Here is a 21,065-nt window from a genome sequence, read left to right as displayed (position 1 = left end):
CTGAAACTGCACCCCGATGGCGTTTTCAGGCACGCGCCGGGGCACAAAGGTGACGCAATTGGAACTGTCGGCGTATAGCGGTGACAAACCAAAAATAGTCATACTAGGCATGTCCTCCACTCATGCCTGAGCACCCATGAAACGTCTTCCCCCCTTGCCTGCTCTGCATACCTTTCTGATTACCGCCCAGTGCTGCAACTTCACTCGGGCGGCGGACCTGCTGCACATTACTCAGGGAGCAGTGAGCCGACAGATCGCCGGACTGGAGAGCCATCTCGGTTATGCGTTGTTCCAGCGCCAGGCCCGAGGCCTGAGCCTGACCGCACAAGGACGTGAGTTGTATCCGCGCATTCAACAGGTCTTCAACCTGATCGACGAAGCCGTCGAACACGTCGGCGCCAAGCGCGAAGCCCTGCAACTGAAGGCGCCGACCTGCATGATGCGCTGGCTGCTGCCGCGCCTGTTGCAGTGGCAAAAGGAACGCCCGGACGTGCCGGTGGAGCTGACCACCACCGTGCAGCACGCCGTGGACTTTCGTCGCGAAGAATTCGATGCGGCAGTGGTCTATGGTGCAGCGCCGAGCAACGCGGCCTTCCATCATCTGTTCGATGAACAACTGACACCGGTCTGTTCAGCGCAATTGCTCAACGGGACGACGCCCCTCAAGGCTCACGCCGATCTGGAACAGCACATGCTGCTGCACCCCACTCGCGATGAGCGGGATTGGGAAGCCTGGCTCAAGGCGGCGGGAACCCGCGTCAGCAACATCGGCAAAGGGCAGCATTTCGATACATTGGACCTGGCGATGTCCGTCGCCTCTCAAGGAACAGGTGTGGCGATCGGCGATTGGTCATTGATCGGCGAAGACCTTAGCGCCGGGCGGCTGGTCATGCCATTTGAACTGAAAGTGCGCACCGGGCAGGCCTACTATCTGGTCTACCCGGAGCGGCCGGAGCCGTCGGCGCAGTTGCGCGAATTGATGGATTGGTTGGTGGAGCAGGCTCAGGAGCGTCAGGTATGAGTCGACGCGTATTTTGTAGCAGCTGGCGCAGCCTGCGTCCGGCTGCGCAGCAGTCGTAAAACCGGTCATCACGTTTCTTCAGACAAAACGCATTTGCCGGAATGCGACCGCTGCGCGGCCGAACGCAGGCTACGCCAACTGCTACATAGGTAACGCGGCGCGTAAACGATCAATACCCAACCGTAAACCGCTGGCGGGAATGCGCGGGGGTTTCAATCTCATCGATCATCGCAATCGCGTAGTCGGCAAAGCTGATCCAGCTCTTGCCTTCGGCGCTCACCAGCAGGTCATCCTTGCCCACGCGGAAGGTGCCGGTACGCTCGCCTTCGACGAACAGCGCCGAAGGTGAAAGAAAGGTCCAGTCCAGGTCCTTTTCCTCACGCAAGGTATCGAGGTAGACACCACCGGCACTGGCTTCAGCCCGGTACTCATCGGGAAAGCCCGGACCGTCGATGACTTTGCTACCGCTGGGCAGCAGCAGGGAGCCGGCACCGCCGACCACCAGCAGACGCTTCACGCCAGCCTTTTTCACAGGCTCAATAATCGCGTTGGCCGGGATCGTCGAAAAGTGTGCCGCGCTGATCACCACATCATGACCGGCAACAGCCGCTTGCAACGCTGCGCCGTCGGCAACGTCAACGTTCTTGGTGATGACACCGGCACGCTGGCCGAGTTTTGAGGTATCGCGAGCGATGGCGGTAACGCTATGACCGCGACGCAAAGCCTCTTCCAACAGTTGGCTGCCGGCACGGCCGGTGGCACCAATGATTGCGATCTTGCTCATGAACAGTTCTCCAGTTCCGATATGTGACGCAGAGCGTCACGGGCTGCATTCCCACGCAGAGTGAGGGAACGATCAGGTACGTTGACTCACCACTTCATTTCGCCTTTAGCGACTTTGGCGCTCAGCTCCAGGGAGCTTTCTTCGCCGAGGTCCGGGTAACGCTTTTTCATCGTTTCAATCAGCTCGGCCGAGTTCTTGGCCTTGGCGGTTTCTTCATCAAAAGCACTGATGTAGTCGGCGGTGAAATGCACCGCGGCGACTGAACGGGCGCTCTCACCCAGGTAATGGCCCGGGATAATGGTCTTGGGTTTCAGGCCATCGATGATTTTCAGGGTGCTGAGCCAATCTTTGTGAGACTGCGCGGTCTGGGTATCGGCCATCCACACATGGATGTTTTCTGCCACCACGACACCGCCGACCACTGCGTTGATGGACGGGATCCAGACGAAAGTGCGATCCGGCTGTTTGCCGTCAAGGCCGATGATCTCGAGCTTCTGCCCTTCCAGGGTCAGGCTGTGGCCCTTGAGCACTTGCGGCACGATGGTTTTGCGAGGGATGTCGGTACCCATTTTCGGGCCCCAGAACGCCAGTTTGCCGTCAACGGTGGTCTTGATATGGTCAACGGTCGGCCTGGACGCGAGGACCTTGGCGTTCGGGAACGCAGCAGTCAGGGTGTCCAGACCAAAGTAGTAATCCGGGTCACCGTGGCTGATGTAGATGGTAGTCAGCTGCTTGCCGCTGGCGCGGATTTTTTCCACCACTTGCTCGGCCTGGGATTTGCCGAACTGCGCGTCCACCAGAATCGCTTCTTTCTTGCCACTGACCAGCACCGAAGTGACCGGGAAGATCGCCGCGGTACCCGGGTTATAGACGTCCAGGGTCAGCGCCGGCTCCGCCGCCGCTGCATGGGCGACGAAACCCAAGGTCGCGGTGGCCAGCAAAATACGCTTGATTGAAGAAAATCCGATCATGTGTCGCTCCTGAGATCTGTTCGTCGTGTGTGACGATGGACAGAGCTTAGTTGCCTCACTCGCTCCAAAAAATGCGATGCTTGAACATAGTTTGTTTCTAAAAGCGGGCAAATCATGGATCGTCTTCAAGCAATGCGGGTCTTCGTCACAGTGGTCGACCTCGGCAGCCAGTCCGCCGCCGCCGATCATCTGGACCTCTCGCGGCCGGTGGTTTCACGGTATCTGGCGGAGCTGGAAGATTGGGTCGGAGCACGGTTGATGCACCGCACCACCCGCAAGTTGAGCCTGACCGCCGCCGGTAGCGAAACCCTGCCGCGCTGCCGACAGATGCTCGATTTGTCGACCGACATGCAGGCTGCTGTCAGCGAGCCGGACAATGCCCCGCGAGGCTTGCTGCGCATCAGCGTCAGCACTTCATTCGGTCAGGCGCAACTGGCCGACGCCGTGGCCGAGTACGTCAAACGCTACCCCGGTGTCAGCATCGACCTGCAGATGCTCGACCGCACGGTGAACCTGGTGGATGAGCGTATAGACCTGGCGATCCGCACCAGCAACGACCTGGACCCGAACCTGATTGCCCGCAGACTGACCGTGTGCCGCTCGGTAATCTGCGCCTCCCCCGAGTATCTGCGCCAGCACTCGGCGCCGCAGCGGGTGGAAGAGCTCAGCCAGCACAATTGCCTGACCCACTCCTACTTCGGCAAAAGCCTTTGGCACTTCGAGCAGGACGGGGAACAGGTTTCGGTACCGGTGCAGGGCAACATCAGCGCCAACGAGGCCAGCACCCTGCTGCGAGCGACCATCGCCGGAGCCGGGATTTCGATGCTGCCCAGCTATCAAGCCGGAGTGCATATCCACAGCGGCGAACTGGTCCGCCTGCTGCCCGGCGCCGAGCCACGGCAAATGAACATGTACGCGGTCTACGCCTCACGCAAACACATGCCGGCGGCGTTGCGCAGCATGCTGGATTTTCTGGTGTTGAGGTTTCCGGAGCAACCGCAGTGGGATGTGGGGCTTTAAGCTCATAAAATCGAAACACATAACCTGCGGCGAGCGGGCTTGCCCGCTCGCCGCAAGTGCATGCCAGACTGAAGATTCGCGCTAAACACCCGTCAAAGGTGTGGCCCACCTCCATAGCAACTCACTGCGGCTGACCTATGCTGATAGTAGTACTCCCTTAAATGGTGGGTACTCGTTCAGAGGTCAGCGCCATGAACATCAAAACCCGAAGATACCTCGCTATCTTCATCGCCTGCACCGCTTCGCTCGTGCTGTACGGAACCGCTGCCTACCGTGTCGAACAGGCCCGTCAGCAACCGCAGGCCGCATCGGCAAGCTGCAACTTCGAGCGCTGCATACCGCATAACGCGACCCTGAACGCACTCAAATAACGAGAGCCTACGCTTCGCTATTCTGATCGGTTTTCAACCTGTCGCGAAACGCTTTGGGAGAGATCCCCACTCGCCGCCGAAACAAGCGTGTGAAGTTGGTTGGATCGGAGAATCCCAAGAAATCGGACATTTCGTAGATGGTCATGCTGGTGTAGGTCAGTAGCCGCTTGGCCTCCAGCAACTGGCGCTCATGCATGATCTGCAAGGCAGGCTGACCGGCCAGCTCACGGCAGGTGCCGTTGAGATGCGAGACGGAAATCCCCAGTTTATGCGCCAGGTCTTCGACCTTAACGTGTTCGCGATAATGCTCTTCGACCAGCTGGATAAACCCATTGAGGTATTCGCGCGCACGCTGTGGGCGCTGGCTCGCGGTACGGCGCTGGATCACCTGGCGACTGACCCACACCAGGATTACGCTGACCAGCGAGTGCATGAGCATTTCTCGCGCGGGCTGATGGCCCACGTACTCGCTTTGCAATGCCGAAAACAGACTGTTCAGGTAGTCGCTGTCGGCTCCTGCCGGGTAACTTTCGGCCACCGCCAGGGCATTCAGCGAATTGCCCAACTGCGCCTGAAGGTACGCCACCAGTGGCGCGGCCAGGGTTACTACATAGCCTTCGACGTCTTCCGAAAAACGAAAACCATGCACTGACAGCGGCGGCAGAATCTGGACCGCCGACTTCGCCAGCAGTGTGCGCTTACCCTCTATCTCAAGCTCTGCGTGACCTTTATTAACAAACAACAACTGACACAGATCGGCATGCCGGTGCGGTTTGATTTCCCACTGATGCTCACGGCTGCGTTTGGAGATGGTTTCACAGTGCAGTAAATCCGGTGTCGGCCAGTCCAGGCTTTCACCATAGAGTTTGAACACTGGAATCGAAGAAAGGGCAGGCTTGTTCATAACCGCAATCCAGGCCTCGGAGAGTTGGGCGATAATCGCACCGATTGGCGAAATGTACAGCTATCGGCTCAGTTTTCACCTTCATTTGACGGGGTCTGAAGTGAAAAATGCAAGTACTCAGAACCCATTCACCGATTTGTTCGCGTGAAGCTTGCGAGCCATAAAAACAATGAAAATGCTGAAGACTCAAGTTGCAATTATCGGTGCCGGTCCGGCCGGACTGTTGCTCGGCCAATTGCTGCACAACGCCGGTATCGACACCGTCATTCTCGAGCGCCAATGCCCGGACTACGTATTGGGCCGGATCCGCGCCGGAGTCCTGGAGCAAGGCATGGTCGAGCTCCTGCGTCAGGCTGGAGTCGGCCAGCGAATGGACGCAGAAGGTCTGGTTCATGGCGGTTTCGAGCTGGCCTTCGACGGACGCCAGGTGCACATCGATCTGCAATCGCTCACCGGTGGCAAGACCGTAATGATCTACGGTCAGACAGAGGTCACCCGCGATTTGATGGCCGCACGGCAATCTGCAGGGGCGATGACACTGTATGAGACGAGCAACGTTCAGCCCCACGACATGAAAACCGACCAGCCTTATCTGACATTCGAAAAGAACGGAGAAACCTGGCGCCTGGACTGCGATTACATCGCCGGATGCGACGGTTTTCATGGCATCGCTCGGCAGTCGATTCCCGCCGAGTCACTGAAGGTATTCGAACGGGTCTACCCTTTCGGCTGGTTGGGTATCCTCGCCGACACGCCACCGGTCAACGATGAGCTGGTGTACGCCAGGCACGAGCGCGGTTTTGCCTTGTGCAGCATGCGTTCGGCGACCCGAACCCGCTATTACCTGCAAGTGCCTGCCGAAGAGAAGGTCCAGGACTGGCCGGATCAACGCTTCTGGGATGAGCTCAAATCACGCCTGCCGGAGGCGTTAGCCAACGACCTGGTGACCGGCCCGTCCATCGAGAAAAGCATCGCGCCGTTACGCAGTTTCGTGGTCGAGCCAATGCAGCATGGGCGGATGTTTCTGCTCGGTGACGCGGCGCATATTGTCCCGCCCACCGGCGCCAAGGGGTTGAACCTGGCCGCCAGCGATGTCAGCACGTTGTTCAACATTTTGCTCAAGGTCTACCGCGAAGGACGCGTCGACTTGCTGGAGAAGTACTCCGGGATCTGCCTGCGACGAGTCTGGAAAGCCGAGCGTTTCTCCTGGTGGATGACCTCGATTCTGCACAATTTCCCTGACACGGATGCCTTCAGCCAACGTATTGCGCAGACCGAACTGGAGTATTTCGTCGGCTCCGAAGCCGGTCGAAAAACCATTGCAGAAAATTATGTCGGGCTTCCTTACGAGGCTATCGAATAGGAGCCTATCGAGTACACTAACGCGTACTCCCGCTTGCCGAGCAACCTGCGGGTCAACCACTGCCCGCAGGTTTCACTGTGACCAATCTCAACCAGCCTACCAAACCGGCCATTCGCAGCGTGTTGATCGCCCTGATGCTGGCGATCTTCCTCGGTGCGCTGGACCAAACCATCGTCGCCGTGTCGATGCCGGCCATCTCGGCGCAGTTCAAGGATGTCAGCCTGCTGGCCTGGGTCATCTCCGGCTACATGGTGGCGATGACCGTGGCGGTGCCGATTTACGGCAAGCTCGGCGACCTTTATGGGCGCCGTCGGCTGATGCTGTTCGGCATGGGCCTGTTCACCCTGGCCTCGGCGTTGTGCGGCATGGCCCAGAGCATGGAGCAGTTGGTGCTGGCGCGGATACTCCAGGGCATCGGTGCTGGCGGAATGATCTCGGTGAGTCAGGCGATCATTGGCGACATCATTCCTCCCCGCGAACGTGGACGCTATCAAGGCTATTTCAGCAGCATGTACGCGGTGGCCAGTGTCGCAGGTCCCGTGCTCGGCGGTTACATGACCGAGTACCTGTCCTGGCGCTGGGTGTTTCTGATCAACCTGCCGCTGGGTCTCGGCGCCTGGCTGGTGGCCCATCGCACGCTGGTCGGCTTGCCGGTGCCACAGCGCAAACCGGTCATCGACTACCTTGGCACAATCCTGATGATCATCGGCCTGAGCTCACTGCTGCTGGGCATCACCGAGATCGGTCAGGGTCATTATTGGCGCGACAACGAAGTGCTCGGCTTGCTGGCCGGAGCCGTGGTGGTGCTGACGCTGTTCGTCCTGCATGAGAGACGGGCACGCGAGCCCTTGCTACCCATGCATTTGTTTGCCAACCGCAACGCGGTCCTCTGTTGGTGCACGATTTTTTCCACCAGTTTCCAGGCCATCTCACTGATCGTGCTGATGCCGTTACGCTTTCAGAGCGTCACCGGCGCGGGTGCCGACAGTGCCGCGCTGCACCTGTTGCCACTGGCCATGGGCTTGCCGATGGGGGCCTATTTCGCCGGGCGCCGGACGTCGGTGACCGGACGCTACAAACCGATGATCCTCACCGGCGCCCTGCTCACCCCCTTCACCATTCTCGGCATGGCCTTCAGCCCGCCACAAGCGGTAGTCCTCAGTAGCCTGTTCATGCTGCTCTGCGGGATCGCCGCCGGCATGCAGTTCCCGACCTCACTGGTGGGCGCGCAGAATTCGGTGGAGCAGCGGGACATCGGCGTAGCGACCAGCACCACCAACCTGTTTCGCTCGCTGGGTGGTGCGGTGGGCGTGGCATTGATGTCAGCATTGCTGTTGGCCTTGCTGCAAGACGCAAGCTTCGCCCACCTGACCGGCTCGGCGCCGATTACCGAGGGCAGCTCGGGGAATGTCCTGCTCGATGGTTTGAAAGCCGCACCAGGTCCGGCTCGAAATGCGCTGCGTGGGGAGTTGCTGCTGACCTTCCGGCATTTGCTGATGGTCAGCGCGGCGGTGTCGCTGCTCGGGCTGGCGGCGGCGATCGCCATGCCGAACAGGTTGCTGCGGGGGCGGGAAGATCGTCAGCTTTGAGATGATCGTTCCCGCGCTCCCGCGTGGGAACGATCAAACTCTCCATTAAGGTCGGGCGTTGATCTGCTGTTGCAGGTTCTGGATCTGGCTTTGCAGGGTGTTGATGTTACGCGTGACCTGGCCACGGAAGGTGTCGAACTCCGCGGTACTACCGCCACCCTGAGGTGCAGCCGGGCGGTTGTCCTGCTGGCTTTTGAGGACGATCATTTCCTGCTCCAGGCGCTCGATGGCGGCGCTCGGGTTACCCTGTTTTTTCATCGCGGCGATGTCAGCGCTGAGAGCTTTGATTTCAGCGTCGACTTTACTCGTGTCGGTCTGGCTGCTTTTCAGGGCGGCCAGTTCGCTGCTCAGGGATTTCACCTGGGCCTGCAACTGGGTATTGGCGGCTTGCTGTTCGGTGGTCTGCGCAGTCATTTGCGCCAGGCGCTTGTCCAGCTCAGTCGCCTGACCTGCGACGCCCTGCTGTTGCTTGTTCTGCTCAAGCAATTTGCCTTCAAGCTGCTTGATCTGCAACTTCAATGCTTCGCTGCCGCTGTTGACGCTGGATTCGCTGGCGACCACCTTGCCGGAAATAGCCTGCAAACGCCCCGCCGCTTCCTCGCTGATGCGCGCAAAACTTTCCTGAGTTGCGACCAATTGTTGCTCCATCAACGAGATCTGCTGAAAGCTCCACCAGGCAAGGCCGGCGAACGCCAAGAGCAAAGCCCCGACCAATGCCCACAATGGCCCGGTGCCCGGACCTTTGACCTTGACCACCGAAGCAGGCCGCGAATGCACGCTGGTGCGCTCGCGGGCCGCAGCGGTGGTCGGGAAGTCATCATCGGTGTCGGCACGCAGGCTTGGAACATCATCGAAGTCGTCGTTTGCATCGTTACGCATGGACATGAGTCAACCTTTCTGAACCGCAGTAATGGCTTAATGCCCCCGAGTATAAACCGCTACTCGCAGCATTGATCGACCCTGAACGCCAAACTCGGTTCAGTGTTTATTTCAGCGAATGTCCTGGGCCTTCCACCACCCGCAGAATTCATCGAGGGCCGTCCACAGGCTGACCTTGGGCTCATAGTCCAGATAATGGCGGGCGCGGCTGATGTCCAGCGTGAAATTTTTACTCATCACCTGCATGCCCAGGCGCGACAGCGTCGGCTCCGGACGACCTGGCCATAGCTTGCAAAACCCTTCGTTCAACGCCGCGATACTGTAGGCCAGACCGTAGGAACGGTAACGAGTCACTTGCGGGACTTCCATCTGGCGCATCACGTAGTTCACCACATCCCACAGCGGCACCGGCGTACCGTTGCTGATGTTGTAGGCCTTGCCCAGTGCGGAGCCTGTGGCCAGCAAACTGCTGAGCAACGCCTCGTTGAGGTTCTGTACGCTGGTGAAATCGACCTTGTTCAGGCCATTACCAACAATGGCCAAGCGACCCTTGCGTTGCATTTTCAGCAGCCGCGGGAAGATGCTCATGTCACCGGCACCGGTGACGAACCGTGGGCGCAGTGCCAGCACTTCGAGGCCAAACTCCTGAGCTCCGAAGACCTTTTGCTCAGCCAGGTATTTGGTGGCGGCATAGGGATGCTTGAAGCGTTTCGGGACCTGTTCTTCCGTCAGCCCCAGATGGTCACGGCCATCGAAATAGATCGATGGTGACGACAGATGCACCAGCCGCCGAACGTTCTGCTTCAGGCAGGCTTCGACCACATTCTCGGTGACCAGTACATTGCCCTGATGGAAATCCTGATAACGCCCCCACAGCCCAACCGCGCCAGCGCAGTGCACCACAGCGTCAACGTCGCGGCACAAATCGCGAACCAGCTCTGGATCACTCAAGTCGCCCTGGACAAACTCGGCGCCACGACGCACCAAATGCTCGACACCCTCGGCCCGACGCCCGTTGACCCGCACATCCAGGCCCTGCTCCAGGGCGAAACGCGAAAAGCGCCCGCCAATGAAGCCGCTTGCGCCGGTGACCAGAATTTTCATGACTTGCTCCGATTTCTTTCGTTTTTCATGCATATCGCACTGCGTATTACCTGAAGTCCTGACGCTTTCAATCACTCCAACGGCACCAGCCATTGCTTTGATGATCGTGCCAGATGCTCGGTCAGCTGCCCGAGCAATTGCCCGCCGTTGCGCCAATGATGCCAGTACAGCGGCACATCAATCGGCTTATCTGGCAAAAGCTCCACCAACACTCCGCGCTCCAGCTGCTCACGGACCTGCAACTCCGGCACCAGCCCCCAGCCGAGTCCCGCCTCGGTCAGTCGAATAAACCCTTCGGATGACGGACACAAATGATGCTCGAAACCGCCCTCTACACCCAATGAAGCCAGGTAGCGATGCTGGAGAAAATCATCCGGGCCGAACACCAGAGCCGGTGTGCGCGCCAACTGCTCAGCCCGCACACCCTGCGCAAAATGCCGGGCGATGAAGGCCGGACTGGCCAGGGCACGATAACGCATGGCCCCTAGCAACAGGCTGCGCGCCCCGGCCACCGGCCGCTCGCTGGCACACACACAGGCCGCCACTTCACCGGCACGCATGCGCTTGAGGCCGACGGTCTGGTCTTCCACTACCAGATCCAGCAATAGATGCTGCTCGGCGCAAAAATTACCCACGGCCTCTGCCCACCAGGTCGCCAGGCTGTCGGCGTTAAGGGCGATGCGCAGACGTTCCGGCAAGCCTTCTTCATCCAGCGCCGGCACCAGCGTTTGCAAGTCGCGCTCGAGCAAACGCACTTGCTGCACATGGTTGAGCAGGCGTCGGCCAATCTCGGTTGGCGCGGGCGGCGTGACCCTCACCAGCACCGGCTGACCGACTCGCGCTTCCAGTAGTTTGATCCGCTGCGAGATGGCCGATTGCGACAAGCCCAGTACCTGAGCAGCCCGGTCGAAGCCGGCCTGCTCGACCACCGCGGCGAGCGCGGAGAGCAATTTATAGTCGAACATCAGTTTTCCTAATGAGCGATCAGCAATATTGGTTTTTCTTATACAGCTTCCGACCGGAGAATGACCAGCAAGCCTCTTCTATCAAGGACACATTTCATGGCTGGTGAAACCACTCTGGCAACCCTGCTGCGCAGCATGAGCCCGCATTTGAACGCTGGCGAGTACGTGTTCTGCACCCTTGGCGACGGCCAGTTGCCCAAGGACTGCGACGTCATCGGCAGTTTCCGTGAGCAGGAAGGTTTGACGCTCATCCTCGAGCGCGGGCAAGCCGAAAAGGCCGGCTTCAGTTTCGATTATGTAGCGGCGTGGATCACCTTGAACGTGCACTCGGCACTCGAAGCCGTCGGCCTCACCGCGGCTTTCGCCGGTGCGTTGGGGCAAGCCGGGATCAGTTGCAACGTGATTGCCGGTTACTACCACGATCATTTGTTTGTCGGCCAGGCCGATGCCCAACGCGCCATGACGGTGCTGCGGCAATTGGCGGCGGGCGCGGAGTAAACACTATGTGGCAAAGCTATGTGAACGGCCTGTTGGTCGCGGCGGGGCTGATCATGGCGATCGGCACGCAAAACGCTTTCGTCCTGGCGCAAAGCCTGCGACGCGAGCATCACCTGCCAGTGGCCGCCTTGTGTGTGACCTGCGATGCCTTGTTGGTCGCCGCCGGAGTCTTTGGGCTGGCGACTCTCCTGGCGCAGAATCCGCTGCTGTTGGCGATCGCCCGTTGGGGCGGCGCGGCCTTCCTGCTGTGGTACGGCAGCCTGGCGCTGCGTCGGGCGTTTTCCCGGCAAAGTCTGAAACAGGCCGAAAACCAGACGGTGCGTTCGCTTCGGGCGGTGATGCTCAGCGCACTGGCAGTGACCTTGCTCAACCCCCATGTGTATCTGGACACCGTGCTGTTGATCGGCTCACTCGGGGCACAACAAACCGTGCCAAGTGCCTACGTGGTCGGCGCGGCCAGCGCGTCATTGTTGTGGTTCTTCACCCTGGCCCTTGGCGCCGCCTGGCTGGCACCATGGCTGGCGCGTCCCGGCACCTGGCGAATCCTCGACCTGCTGGTGGCGATCATGATGTTCACTGTGGCCATTCAATTAATCACGGCAGGCTGATTATTCAAAAAGGCTTAAGGGCCCCCCTTCAAACCTCTATTCCACACAGTTGTTGCGTGGTTATGCCGCACCCCCGGTGCTATGATCCAAAACCTGCGCCGCAAAGAGTACAAACTCCCCGGCGCTTGTCTGGCCGCCCGTGATCGGCCTTGCGCTCACCGCAACTGATCTGATTAGGAGAATCATCATGGCTTTCGAACTGCCGCCGCTGCCTTATCCACACAATGCCCTGCAGCCGCACATTTCAGAGGAAACTCTGCAATACCACCACGACAAGCACCACAACACCTATGTCGTGAACCTGAACAACCTGGTGCCAGGCACCGAGTTCGAAGGCAAGACCCTGGAAGAAATCGTCAAGACTTCTTCGGGCGGTATCTTCAACAACGCCGCTCAGGTCTGGAACCACACATTCTACTGGAACTGCCTGGCGCCAAACGCCGGCGGTCAACCAACCGGTGCACTGGCTGAAGCCATCAACGCGGCTTTCGGTTCGTTCGACAAGTTCAAAGAAGAATTCAGCAAAACCTCCATCGGCACCTTCGGTTCCGGCTGGGGCTGGCTGGTGAAAAAGGCTGACGGTTCCCTGGCCCTGGCCAGCACCATCGGCGCCGGCAACCCGCTGACCAGCGGCGACACCCCGCTGCTGACCTGCGACGTCTGGGAACACGCTTACTACATCGACTACCGCAACCTGCGTCCGAAGTATGTCGAAGCGTTCTGGAACCTGGTCAACTGGAAGTTCGTGGCTGAGCAGTTCGAAGGCAAAACCTTCACCGCTTAAGTCTGCTTGCAGTCAAAAAAACCCGGCATTGCCGGGTTTTTTTATGGGTTTTTGGTGAGAAACCTACCCATTTGCCGCAGTACTGCACCCACCTTGTAGGAGCGAGCTCGCTCGCGATGGACTGAAGGGCGACGCGTTTATTCAGAAAACACGCGTTATCGTTAACGACCATCGCGAGCAAGCTCGCTCCTACAAGGATCCAATTTGCCCTTGCCCCTGCGCCATGGCGCGCTAACATCAAAGCTCGGGGAAAATTCTCGCACGCCCCTCAAGTTGCACAGGGTTGCTACCGACACAGTACTAATCGCCTGAACAAGCCAAAAACTGCATTTTGGCCTGGCACACAGGCGAAATCTCCTGTGCTTGATTGTCCCTTTGACTGCCATCACAGGATTGCCAATACTCATGGCAACTTGATGCTACCCGCACGGAACAAGGAAAAGCCATTTGAAGCTGGAACTCAAAAACAGCTTGTCGGTGAAGTTGCTCCGGGTGGTGCTGCTGTCGGCATTGATCGTCGGCGTGGTTCTGAGCTGCGCGCAAATCGTTTTCGATGCCTACAAGACACGGCAGGCGGTGGCTAACGATGCCCAGCGCATCCTCGACATGTTCCGCGACCCATCGACCCAGGCGGTGTACAGCCTGGATCGGGAAATGGGCATGCAAGTAATCGAAGGCCTGTTTCAGGATGACGCCGTGCGGATGGCGTCCATCGGCCATCCCAACGAAACCATGCTTGCGGAAAAGAACCGCGAACTGCAGCAATCACCCAGCCGCTGGTTGACCGACCTGATCCTGGGCCAGGAACGCACCTTTACCACCCAATTGGTAGGCCGCGGCCCGTACAGCGAGTATTACGGCGACCTGAGCATAACCCTCGACACTGCGACGTACGGCCAGGGCTTTATCATCAGTTCGGTGATCATCTTTATTTCCGGAGTTCTTCGCGCCCTGGCCATGGGCTTGGTGCTGTACCTGGTTTACCACTGGCTGCTGACCAAGCCCCTGTCGCGAATAATCGAACACCTGACCGAGATAAACCCGGACCGCCCTAGCGAACACAAGATTCCGCAGCTCAAGGGCCACGAGAAAAACGAGCTGGGCATCTGGATCAACACCGCCAATCAATTGCTGGCCTCGATCGAACGCAACACCCACCTGCGCCATGAAGCGGAAAACAGTCTGCTGCGCATGGCCCAGTACGACTTCCTTACAGGTCTGCCAAACCGTCAGCAATTGCAGCAACAACTGGACAAGATTCTGGTGGATGCAGGCCGCCTGCAACGGCGGGTTGCAGTGCTCTGTGTCGGCCTCGATGACTTCAAGGGCATCAACGAACAATTCAGCTACCAGACCGGCGATCAATTGCTACTCGCCCTGGCCGATCGCCTGCGCGCTCACAGCGGCCGCCTGGGGGCCCTTGCCCGCTTGGGCGGCGACCAGTTCGCACTGGTTCAGGCCAATATCGAACAGCCTTACGAAGCCGCCGAGCTGGCACAAAGCATTCTCGATGACCTCGAAGCAGCGTTCGCCCTCGATCATCAGGAGATTCGCCTGCGCGCGACCATCGGTATTACGCTGTTCCCGGAGGATGGCAACAGTACCGAGAAGCTGCTACAGAAAGCCGAGCAGACCATGACCCTGGCCAAGACTCGTTCGCGCAATCGTTACCAGTTCTATATCGCCAGCGTCGACAGCGAAATGCGTCGCCGACGCGAGTTGGAAAAAGACCTGCGCGAAGCCCTCACTCGCGAGCAGTTCTATCTGGTCTACCAACCGCAAATCAGCTACCGCGATCACCGCGTAGTCGGTGTCGAAGCCTTGATACGCTGGCAGCACCCCGAACACGGGCTGGTGCCTCCGGACCTGTTCATCCCGCTGGCCGAACAGAACGGCACGATCATCGCCATCGGCGAATGGGTGCTGGATCAGGCCTGCCGCCAGTTACGCGAATGGCATGACCAGGGCTTCATGGATTTGCGCATGGCGGTCAATCTCTCCACCGTGCAACTGCACCACGCCGAGTTGCCACGGGTGGTCAACAACCTGCTGCAAATCTATCGCCTGCCGCCACGCAGCCTGGAATTGGAGGTCACCGAAACGGGCTTGATGGAAGACATCAGCACTGCTGCCCAGCACTTGCTCAGTTTGCGTCGTTCCGGGGCGCTGATTGCCATCGACGACTTCGGGACGGGCTACTCTTCTCTGAGTTATCTCAAAAGCCTGCCGCTGGACAAGATCAAGATCGACAAGAGCTTCGTCCAGGACCTGCTCGATGACGACGACGACGCCACCATCGTTCGGGCGATCATTCAATTGGGCAAGAGCCTGGGCATGCAGGTGATCGCCGAGGGCGTCGAAACCGCTGAACAGGAGGCCTACATCATCTGCGAAGGCTGCCACGAAGGTCAGGGCTATTTCTACAGCAAGCCCCTGCCCGCGCGGGAGTTGAGCGCTTATTTGAAGCAAGCCCAACGCAGTAACGCAACCATCCTGTAACACGCGCCGACGCGGACCTGTAGCAGCTGGCGAAGCCTGCGTTCGGCTGCGCAGCAGTCGTAAATCCTGAGGCCGCGGTTAGCCTGACACAACGCAATGCCTGATTTCACGGCTGCTGCGCAGCCGAACGCAGCCTTCGGCAGCTGCTACAGGTCATATGCAGGCGCGCGAATAAGAAATATTTCCAACGCCGACCCTTTACACATAATGCAAATCTTTCGCATTATGTCGCAGTTTTGCGCGCCCGCCGCGCCTGTCCACCCCTATCCAAGCAGGATGTTCGCCATGATTCGTATGCCTCTGGCTACCGCCAGTCTGTTGGCCATCGCTATTTCCCTCGCCGGTTGTGGCGAAGGTAAAGACAAGGCTGCCGCTCCTCAAGCGCCTGTTCCGGCCGCCAGCACTGCAGCCCCTGCTGCTGCCGCAACCACTGGTAAAGTTGACGAAGCCGCGACCAAAGCCGTTGTTGCGCATTACGCCGACATGGTCTTCGCCGTCTTCAGCGATGCCGAATCCACCGCGAAAACCCTGCAAACCGCGATCGACGCGTTCCTTGCCAAACCTGACGCCGAGACCCTGAAAGCCGCTCGCGCTGCCTGGGTCGCCGCGCGCGTACCTTATCTGCAAAGTGAAGTATTCCGCTTCGGCAACACCATCATCGACGACTGGGAAGGACAGGTTAACTCCTGGCCGCTGGACGAAGGTTTGATCGACTACGTCGACAAGAGCTACGAACACGCACTGGGCAACCCGGGCGCGACTGCCAACATCATCGCCAACACCGTAGTTCAGGTCGGCGAAGACAAGGTCGACGTGAAAGACATCACCCCGCAAACACTCGCCAGCCTCAATGAACTGGGCGGCTCCGAAGCCAACGTCGCCACCGGCTATCACGCCATCGAATTCCTGCTCTGGGGCCAGGACCTGAACGGCACCGGCCCTGGCGCCGGCAACCGTCCGGCCTCTGACTATCTGGAAGGCGCTGGCGCCACTGGAGGTCACAATGATCGTCGCCGCGCTTACCTCAAAGCCGTGACCCAGCTGCTGGTCAGCGACCTGGAAGAAATGGTCGGTAACTGGAAGCCGAACGTGGCCGACAACTACCGCGCCACCCTGGAAGCCGAGCCAGGCGAAAGCGGCCTGCGCAAAATGCTCTTCGGCATGGGTAGCCTGTCCCTCGGCGAACTCGCCGGCGAGCGCATGAAGGTCTCCCTGGAAGCCAACTCCCCGGAAGACGAACAAGACTGCTTCAGCGACAACACCCACAACTCGCACTTCTACGATGCCAAAGGCATTCGCAACGTCTACCTGGGTGAATACACCCGCGCAGACGGCACCAAGATGACTGGCGCCAGCCTGTCCTCGCTGGTGGCGGCAATCGACCCGGCAACCGACACCGCACTGAAGGCCGATCTGGCTGCGACCGAAGCCAAAATCCAGGTTATGGTCGATCACGCCAACAAGGGTGAGCACTATGACCAACTGATCGCCGCAGGCAACACTGCCGGCAATCAGATCGTTCGCGACGCCATTGCATCCCTGGTCAAGCAGACCGGCTCGATCGAACAGGCGGCCGGCAAACTGGGCATCAGCGACCTGAACCCGGACAACGCTGATCACGAGTTCTGATCACCGCTGGCTGAGTGAAAAAAAGGCGACTTTCGAGTCGCCTTTTTTGTCCCTGCCTGACGCAGACCACTGTGGGAGCGAGCTTGCTCGCGATAGCGGTCGCACGTTCAACATCAATGTTGGCACTGATGGCCCCATCGCGAGCAAGCTCGCTCCCACAGGGTAATGCGATGGCCGTGACTCGGTCTCCAGGTAAAACCTGCCCCACATAAAACCAAACGCTAATCCCTCTTATTCAAACTCCCCTACCCTGATAGACTTTGCGCCCTTGTTTTGCTCGTCTTGCAGGATGTCTGATGCCCTCGTTGTCTCTTCGCTTGTCCGCTCTGTTCATGGCCCTGGGCCTGAGCGCCTGCGATGACGTTCCGCATTTCACCAAGGCCGAGCCCGGTGAAGCGCGTTCGGGCGGCAGGGCGACAGTGAGCAAGACCGATCAGAACGCCTTCTCCCTGCCTTCGGCCAATCTTTCACCCACCCGACGTCTGGATTTCAGCGTCGGCAACAGCTTCTTTCGCAGCCCGTGGGTGATCGCCCCGTCAACCACTACCGCCCGCGATGGCCTGGGTCCGTTGTTCAATACCAACGGCTGCCAAAACTGCCACATCAAGGACGGTCGCGGTCACCCGCCAACACCCGACTCGGATAACGCGGTGTCGATGCTGGTACGTCTGTCGATCCCCAACGCCCCCGCCTACGCCAAAGTCATCGAGCAGCTCGGTGTCGTGCCGGAGCCAGTCTACGGCGGACAGTTTCAAGACATGGCGGTACCCGGCGTCGCGCCGGAAGGTAAAGTGCGGGTCGACTACGACCCCGTGCCGGTTCGTTTCAAGGACGGCACCGAGGTCGAGTTGCGTAAACCCAGGCTTGCAATCACCCGGCTCGGCTACGGACCGATGCACCCGGACACGCGTTTCTCTGCACGCATAGCTCCGCCGATGATTGGCCTCGGTCTGCTCGAAGCCATCCCCGATGCGGCGATTCTGCACAATGCCGATCCGGGAGACGACGACAGCAACGGCATCGCCGGGCGACCGAACTGGGTCTGGGATGACGCGCAACAAAAAACCGTTCTCGGACGTTTTGGCTGGAAAGCCGGCCAACCCAATCTCAATCAACAAAACGCTCACGCGTTTTCTGGTGACATGGGCCTGACCACCAGCCTGAGACCGGTTGATGATTGCACCCCAGCACAAATCGCCTGCCTGCAAGCCCCCAACGGAAATGGCCCGGACGGCGAGCCGGAGGTCAGCGACAACATCCTGCGTCTGGTGCTGTTCTACAGCCGCAACCTCGCCGTTCCGGCCCGCCGCGATGTGAGCTCGCCGCAAGTGCTGGCCGGTAAAAGCCTGTTCTATCAGGCGGGCTGCCAGTCCTGTCACATACCGAAATTCACCACTGCCGCGAATGCCGCAGAGCCTGAGCTGGCCAATCAGGTCATTCGCCCCTACAGCGACTTGCTGCTGCACGACATGGGCGACGGCCTGGCCGACAATCGCACCGAATTCCAGGCCACTGGCCGCGACTGGCGTACGCCGCCGTTGTGGGGCATCGGCCTGACGCAGACGGTCAGCGGCCATACCCAGTTCCTGCATGACGGCCGCGCCCGTAATTTGCTCGAAGCCGTTCTCTGGCACGGCGGCGAAGCCCAGGCGGCTCAGCAACAGGTTTTAGCTTTCAATGTCGAGCAACGCGCCGCGTTGCTGGCATTCCTGAATTCTCTATAACGCGTTTTCCATAAGTTTTCCCCCAAAAGAAGGGAGCACGAATGTTCCGTCCCAAACTGTTGTTCACCAGCCTTGCCGCGCTCGCCCTGGGTGCCTGCTCGCCCCAGGACCCACAGGCAGTCACCTCGGCGGCCATCGCCAAGCAAGTGATCCTGCCGAGCTACAGCCGCTGGGTCGACGCCGACCGCCAATTGGCAATCAGTGCGCTGGCTTTCTGTGAAGGCAAGGAAAGCCTGGAAACCGCTCGCGCCGATTTCCTCCACGCACAAAAAGCCTGGGCCGAGTTGCAGCCGCTGCTGATCGGCCCGCTGGCCGAGGGTAACCGTTCCTGGCAGGTGCAGTTCTGGCCGGACAAGAAGAATCTGGTCGGCCGTCAGGTCGAGCAACTGGTGACCGCGCAGCCACAGATCGATGCCGCCGCTCTGGCCAAATCCAGCGTTGTCGTGCAAGGCCTCTCGGCCTATGAATACGTTCTGTTCGACAGCAAGGTCGACATGGCCGACAGCGCGCAGAAAGCCCGCTATTGCCCACTGCTCAAGGCCATTGGCGAGCGTCAGAAACTCCTCGCCGAAGAGATCCTGTCGCGCTGGAACAGCAACGACGGCATGCTCGCGCAGTTGAGCAAATTCCCGAATCAGCGTTACGCCGACTCCCACGAAGCGGTCGCCGATCTGCTGCGGGTTCAAGTGACCGCACTGGACACCCTGAAGAAAAAACTCGGCACGCCAATGGGTCGCCAGAGCAAGGGCTTCGCGCAGCCGTTCCAGGCCGATGCCTGGCGCAGCCATTCCTCCCTGCAAAGCATGGAAGCCAGCCTCGCTGCCGCCCAAACCGTCTGGGTCGGTGTCGACAACAAGGGCCTGCGCGGCCTGTTGCCGAGCGAGCAGAAACCGCTGGCCGACAAGATCGATGCTGCCTACGCCGCTTCCTTGAAACTGTTCGCCAGTAACCAGCGTTCACTGACCGAGATGCTGACCGACGACGCCGGTCACCAACAGCTCAATGATCTTTACGACAGTCTCAATGTCGTCCACCGCCTGCACGAAAGCGATCTGGCCAAGGCGCTGGGTATCCAGCTGGGCTTCAACGCCAACGACGGTGACTGATGAGGGTAAGTTCCATGCTACGACGCCAGGCTCTTACTTTAGGCAGTTTGCTGCTTGGCGCAGTGACGCTGGGCGGCTGGACGCTGTTTCGGCACAAGGACAAAACTCCTTTGCTGCTCTCGGCGCGCAACGATGGCGACGGCAAGCACTATGCCGTCGGTTATCGTCTGGACGGCACCCGGGTGTTCGCCACCCGGGTCGGTCAGCGTTGCCATGACATCATCAATCATCCTGTGCTGCCGATTGCACTGTTCGTCGCCCGTCGCCCCGGGACCGAGAGCTACTTGATCGATCTTCGGGATGGCACGCTGCTGCAAACGCTCGCCTCACAACCGAACCGGCACTTCTACGGTCACGCAGTGATTCACAAGAGCGGCGACTGGCTCTACGCCACCGAAAACGACACCACCGATCCGGGTCGCGGCCTGCTCGGCGTGTACAAATTCGAAGGTGAGCGACTGATGCACAGCGCAGAGATTTCTACCCACGGCATCGGGCCCCATCAAGTGTCGTGGATGCCCGATGGTGAAACCCTGGTGGTGGCCAATGGCGGAATCCGTACCGAGGCCGAAAGCCGGGTCGAGATGAACCTCAACGCCATGCAGCCAAGCCTGGTGCTGATGCAGCGCGACGGTACGCTGCTGAGCAAGGAAACCCTCGCCCAGCAGATGAACAGCGTGCGCCACCTGGGTGTTGCCAGCGACGGCACCATCGTCGCCGGCCAACAGTTCATGGGCGACGCCCACGAATCTTCCGAACTGCTGGCGATCAAGCGCCCCGGTCAGCCCTTCGTCGCCTTCCCGGTCGCCGAACACCAGTTGCAGGCGATGGGGCACTACACCGCCAGCGTCGCCGTGCATAGCGAGTTGCGTCTGGTCGCCCTCACTGCGCCGCGGGGCAACCGCTTCTTTATCTGGGATCTGGACACTGCTCAAGTGCGCCTCGATGCGCCTTTGCCAGACTGCGCCGGGGTCGGTGCGGTGGCCGATGGTTTTGTCGTCACGTCGGGTCAGGGACGTTGCCGTTTCTACGATTGTCGGCAGCCACAGCTTGTTGCAAAGCCCCTTGAGCTACCTGCAGGGCTCTGGGACAACCACCTGCATCTGATCTAACCCTCGTAGCAGCTGGCGAAGCCTGCGTTCGGCTGCGTAGCGGTCGAACGCAGGCTTCGCCAGCTGCTACGAGTCTGGAATCACCACCCTAGTCGGAGTAATCTGCCCGAGACCTCATCGTTCTCAGCTATTTT

19 protein-coding genes are annotated in these 21,065 nt (G+C 59.6%); 13 read left to right on the top strand and 6 right to left on the bottom strand.

All coding sequences use genetic code 11. From position 1 onward, the window contains the following. Nucleotides 1-136: 136 nt before the first annotated feature. Entirely contained in the window at nt 137-1,021 is an 885-nt protein-coding gene (locus tag AC07VR_RS25370) for a LysR substrate-binding domain-containing protein (protein ID WP_494992047.1), read from the top strand. Nucleotides 1,022-1,190: 169 nt separating this feature from the next. Here AC07VR_RS25370 and AC07VR_RS25365 read toward each other — a convergent pair whose 3' ends face one another. Next, nucleotides 1,191-1,805, bottom strand: coding sequence for an NAD(P)-dependent oxidoreductase (locus AC07VR_RS25365; protein ID WP_495012928.1), 615 nt, complete (start codon nt 1,803-1,805; stop codon nt 1,191-1,193). 86 nt (nt 1,806-1,891) lie between these two features. Continuing rightward, nucleotides 1,892-2,776 carry an MBL fold metallo-hydrolase gene (locus tag AC07VR_RS25360; protein WP_495012927.1) on the bottom strand — a complete coding sequence of 295 codons (885 nt, stop codon included), beginning with the start codon at nt 2,774-2,776 and terminating at the stop codon, nt 1,892-1,894. A 114-nt stretch (nt 2,777-2,890) separates the two neighbouring features. Between AC07VR_RS25360 and AC07VR_RS25355 the strand changes: the two genes are divergently transcribed. Both AC07VR_RS25355 and AC07VR_RS25350 read left to right on the top strand, forming a co-directional pair. Next, on the top strand, nt 2,891-3,796 hold the full coding sequence (locus tag AC07VR_RS25355; protein ID WP_495012926.1) for a LysR family transcriptional regulator: 906 nt from the start codon (nt 2,891-2,893) through the stop codon (nt 3,794-3,796). A gap of 191 nt (nt 3,797-3,987) precedes the next feature. Then, complete coding sequence (locus AC07VR_RS25350; protein WP_494992044.1) at nt 3,988-4,167, top strand: hypothetical protein; 180 nt, start codon at nt 3,988-3,990, stop codon at nt 4,165-4,167. Nucleotides 4,168-4,174: 7 nt separating this feature from the next. Here AC07VR_RS25350 and AC07VR_RS25345 read toward each other — a convergent pair whose 3' ends face one another. Further along, on the bottom strand, nt 4,175-5,071 hold the full coding sequence (locus AC07VR_RS25345) for a helix-turn-helix domain-containing protein (RefSeq protein WP_495012925.1): 897 nt from the start codon (nt 5,069-5,071) through the stop codon (nt 4,175-4,177). Between the two features lie 178 nt (nt 5,072-5,249). Between AC07VR_RS25345 and pobA the strand changes: the two genes are divergently transcribed. After that, nucleotides 5,250-6,434 carry a 4-hydroxybenzoate 3-monooxygenase gene (pobA, locus tag AC07VR_RS25340; protein ID WP_494992147.1) on the top strand — a complete coding sequence of 395 codons (1,185 nt, stop codon included), beginning with the start codon at nt 5,250-5,252 and terminating at the stop codon, nt 6,432-6,434. A 77-nt stretch (nt 6,435-6,511) separates the two neighbouring features. Next, nucleotides 6,512-8,023, top strand: a complete 1,512-nt coding sequence (locus tag AC07VR_RS25335) for an MDR family MFS transporter (protein ID WP_494992042.1) — start codon at nt 6,512-6,514, stop codon at nt 8,021-8,023. Nucleotides 8,024-8,068: 45 nt separating this feature from the next. Here AC07VR_RS25335 and AC07VR_RS25330 read toward each other — a convergent pair whose 3' ends face one another. The 3 genes from AC07VR_RS25330 to AC07VR_RS25320 form a co-directional block, all read right to left on the bottom strand. Further along, nucleotides 8,069-8,908: an ATPase gene (locus AC07VR_RS25330; protein WP_494992041.1), complete on the bottom strand. Its 840-nt coding sequence runs from the start codon at nt 8,906-8,908 to the stop codon at nt 8,069-8,071. Nucleotides 8,909-9,013: 105 nt separating this feature from the next. Further along, on the bottom strand, nt 9,014-10,006 hold the full coding sequence (locus AC07VR_RS25325) for an NAD-dependent epimerase/dehydratase family protein (RefSeq protein ID WP_494992040.1): 993 nt from the start codon (nt 10,004-10,006) through the stop codon (nt 9,014-9,016). 71 nt (nt 10,007-10,077) lie between these two features. Beyond that, on the bottom strand, nt 10,078-10,971 hold the full coding sequence (locus AC07VR_RS25320; protein WP_495012924.1) for a LysR family transcriptional regulator ArgP: 894 nt from the start codon (nt 10,969-10,971) through the stop codon (nt 10,078-10,080). Between the two features lie 96 nt (nt 10,972-11,067). On the opposite strand from AC07VR_RS25320, the gene AC07VR_RS25315 reads away from it, so the two are divergent. From AC07VR_RS25315 to AC07VR_RS25280, 8 genes are all read left to right on the top strand, one after another. Next, nucleotides 11,068-11,469 carry an ACT domain-containing protein gene (locus AC07VR_RS25315; RefSeq protein ID WP_494992038.1) on the top strand — a complete coding sequence of 134 codons (402 nt, stop codon included), beginning with the start codon at nt 11,068-11,070 and terminating at the stop codon, nt 11,467-11,469. 5 nt (nt 11,470-11,474) lie between these two features. Then, nucleotides 11,475-12,077, top strand: a complete 603-nt coding sequence (locus tag AC07VR_RS25310) for a LysE/ArgO family amino acid transporter (RefSeq protein WP_494992037.1) — start codon at nt 11,475-11,477, stop codon at nt 12,075-12,077. 187 nt (nt 12,078-12,264) lie between these two features. Continuing rightward, nucleotides 12,265-12,861, top strand: coding sequence for a superoxide dismutase (locus tag AC07VR_RS25305; protein ID WP_494992036.1), 597 nt, complete (start codon nt 12,265-12,267; stop codon nt 12,859-12,861). Between the two features lie 447 nt (nt 12,862-13,308). Beyond that, complete coding sequence (locus tag AC07VR_RS25300; protein WP_494992035.1) at nt 13,309-15,360, top strand: putative bifunctional diguanylate cyclase/phosphodiesterase; 2,052 nt, start codon at nt 13,309-13,311, stop codon at nt 15,358-15,360. Between the two features lie 285 nt (nt 15,361-15,645). After that, the gene (locus tag AC07VR_RS25295; RefSeq protein WP_494992034.1) at nt 15,646-16,989 is read left to right on the top strand and encodes an imelysin family protein; all 1,344 of its coding nucleotides are present in this window, start codon (nt 15,646-15,648) and stop codon (nt 16,987-16,989) included. A 296-nt stretch (nt 16,990-17,285) separates the two neighbouring features. Continuing rightward, nucleotides 17,286-18,713 (top strand): di-heme oxidoreductase family protein, encoded by a 1,428-nt coding sequence (locus AC07VR_RS25290; RefSeq protein WP_495012923.1) that lies wholly within the window; start codon nt 17,286-17,288, stop codon nt 18,711-18,713. Between the two features lie 41 nt (nt 18,714-18,754). Next, on the top strand, nt 18,755-19,819 hold the full coding sequence (locus tag AC07VR_RS25285; protein WP_495012922.1) for an imelysin family protein: 1,065 nt from the start codon (nt 18,755-18,757) through the stop codon (nt 19,817-19,819). A gap of 14 nt (nt 19,820-19,833) precedes the next feature. Then, a complete protein-coding gene (locus AC07VR_RS25280) occupies nt 19,834-20,931 on the top strand; it encodes a DUF1513 domain-containing protein (RefSeq protein WP_495012921.1) in 1,098 nt (365 codons plus the stop codon). Nucleotides 20,932-21,065 lie beyond the last annotated feature (134 nt).

It is taken from the genome of Pseudomonas sp. GW821-FHT02H09, assembly GCF_059421425.1.
The sequence above is the reverse complement of the archived record's forward strand: the minus strand, read 5'-3'. Positions and strand labels throughout refer to the sequence as shown.

Coding starts and splice junctions, on each gene's coding strand:
- AC07VR_RS25345 (WP_495012925.1), bottom strand. CDS start 5,071: ATGAACAAGCCTGCCCTTTCTTCGATTCCAGTGTTCAAACTCTATGGT.
- AC07VR_RS25350 (WP_494992044.1), top strand. CDS start 3,988: ATGAACATCAAAACCCGAAGATACCTCGCTATCTTCATCGCCTGCACC.
- AC07VR_RS25370 (WP_494992047.1), top strand. CDS start 137: ATGAAACGTCTTCCCCCCTTGCCTGCTCTGCATACCTTTCTGATTACC.
- AC07VR_RS25305 (WP_494992036.1), top strand. CDS start 12,265: ATGGCTTTCGAACTGCCGCCGCTGCCTTATCCACACAATGCCCTGCAG.
- AC07VR_RS25285 (WP_495012922.1), top strand. CDS start 18,755: ATGTTCCGTCCCAAACTGTTGTTCACCAGCCTTGCCGCGCTCGCCCTG.
- AC07VR_RS25290 (WP_495012923.1), top strand. CDS start 17,286: ATGCCCTCGTTGTCTCTTCGCTTGTCCGCTCTGTTCATGGCCCTGGGC.
- AC07VR_RS25310 (WP_494992037.1), top strand. CDS start 11,475: ATGTGGCAAAGCTATGTGAACGGCCTGTTGGTCGCGGCGGGGCTGATC.
- AC07VR_RS25315 (WP_494992038.1), top strand. CDS start 11,068: ATGGCTGGTGAAACCACTCTGGCAACCCTGCTGCGCAGCATGAGCCCG.
- AC07VR_RS25295 (WP_494992034.1), top strand. CDS start 15,646: ATGATTCGTATGCCTCTGGCTACCGCCAGTCTGTTGGCCATCGCTATT.
- AC07VR_RS25365 (WP_495012928.1), bottom strand. CDS start 1,805: ATGAGCAAGATCGCAATCATTGGTGCCACCGGCCGTGCCGGCAGCCAA.
- AC07VR_RS25280 (WP_495012921.1), top strand. CDS start 19,834: ATGCTACGACGCCAGGCTCTTACTTTAGGCAGTTTGCTGCTTGGCGCA.
- AC07VR_RS25330 (WP_494992041.1), bottom strand. CDS start 8,908: ATGTCCATGCGTAACGATGCAAACGACGACTTCGATGATGTTCCAAGC.
- AC07VR_RS25320 (WP_495012924.1), bottom strand. CDS start 10,971: ATGTTCGACTATAAATTGCTCTCCGCGCTCGCCGCGGTGGTCGAGCAG.
- AC07VR_RS25325 (WP_494992040.1), bottom strand. CDS start 10,006: ATGAAAATTCTGGTCACCGGCGCAAGCGGCTTCATTGGCGGGCGCTTT.
- AC07VR_RS25360 (WP_495012927.1), bottom strand. CDS start 2,776: ATGATCGGATTTTCTTCAATCAAGCGTATTTTGCTGGCCACCGCGACC.
- AC07VR_RS25355 (WP_495012926.1), top strand. CDS start 2,891: ATGGATCGTCTTCAAGCAATGCGGGTCTTCGTCACAGTGGTCGACCTC.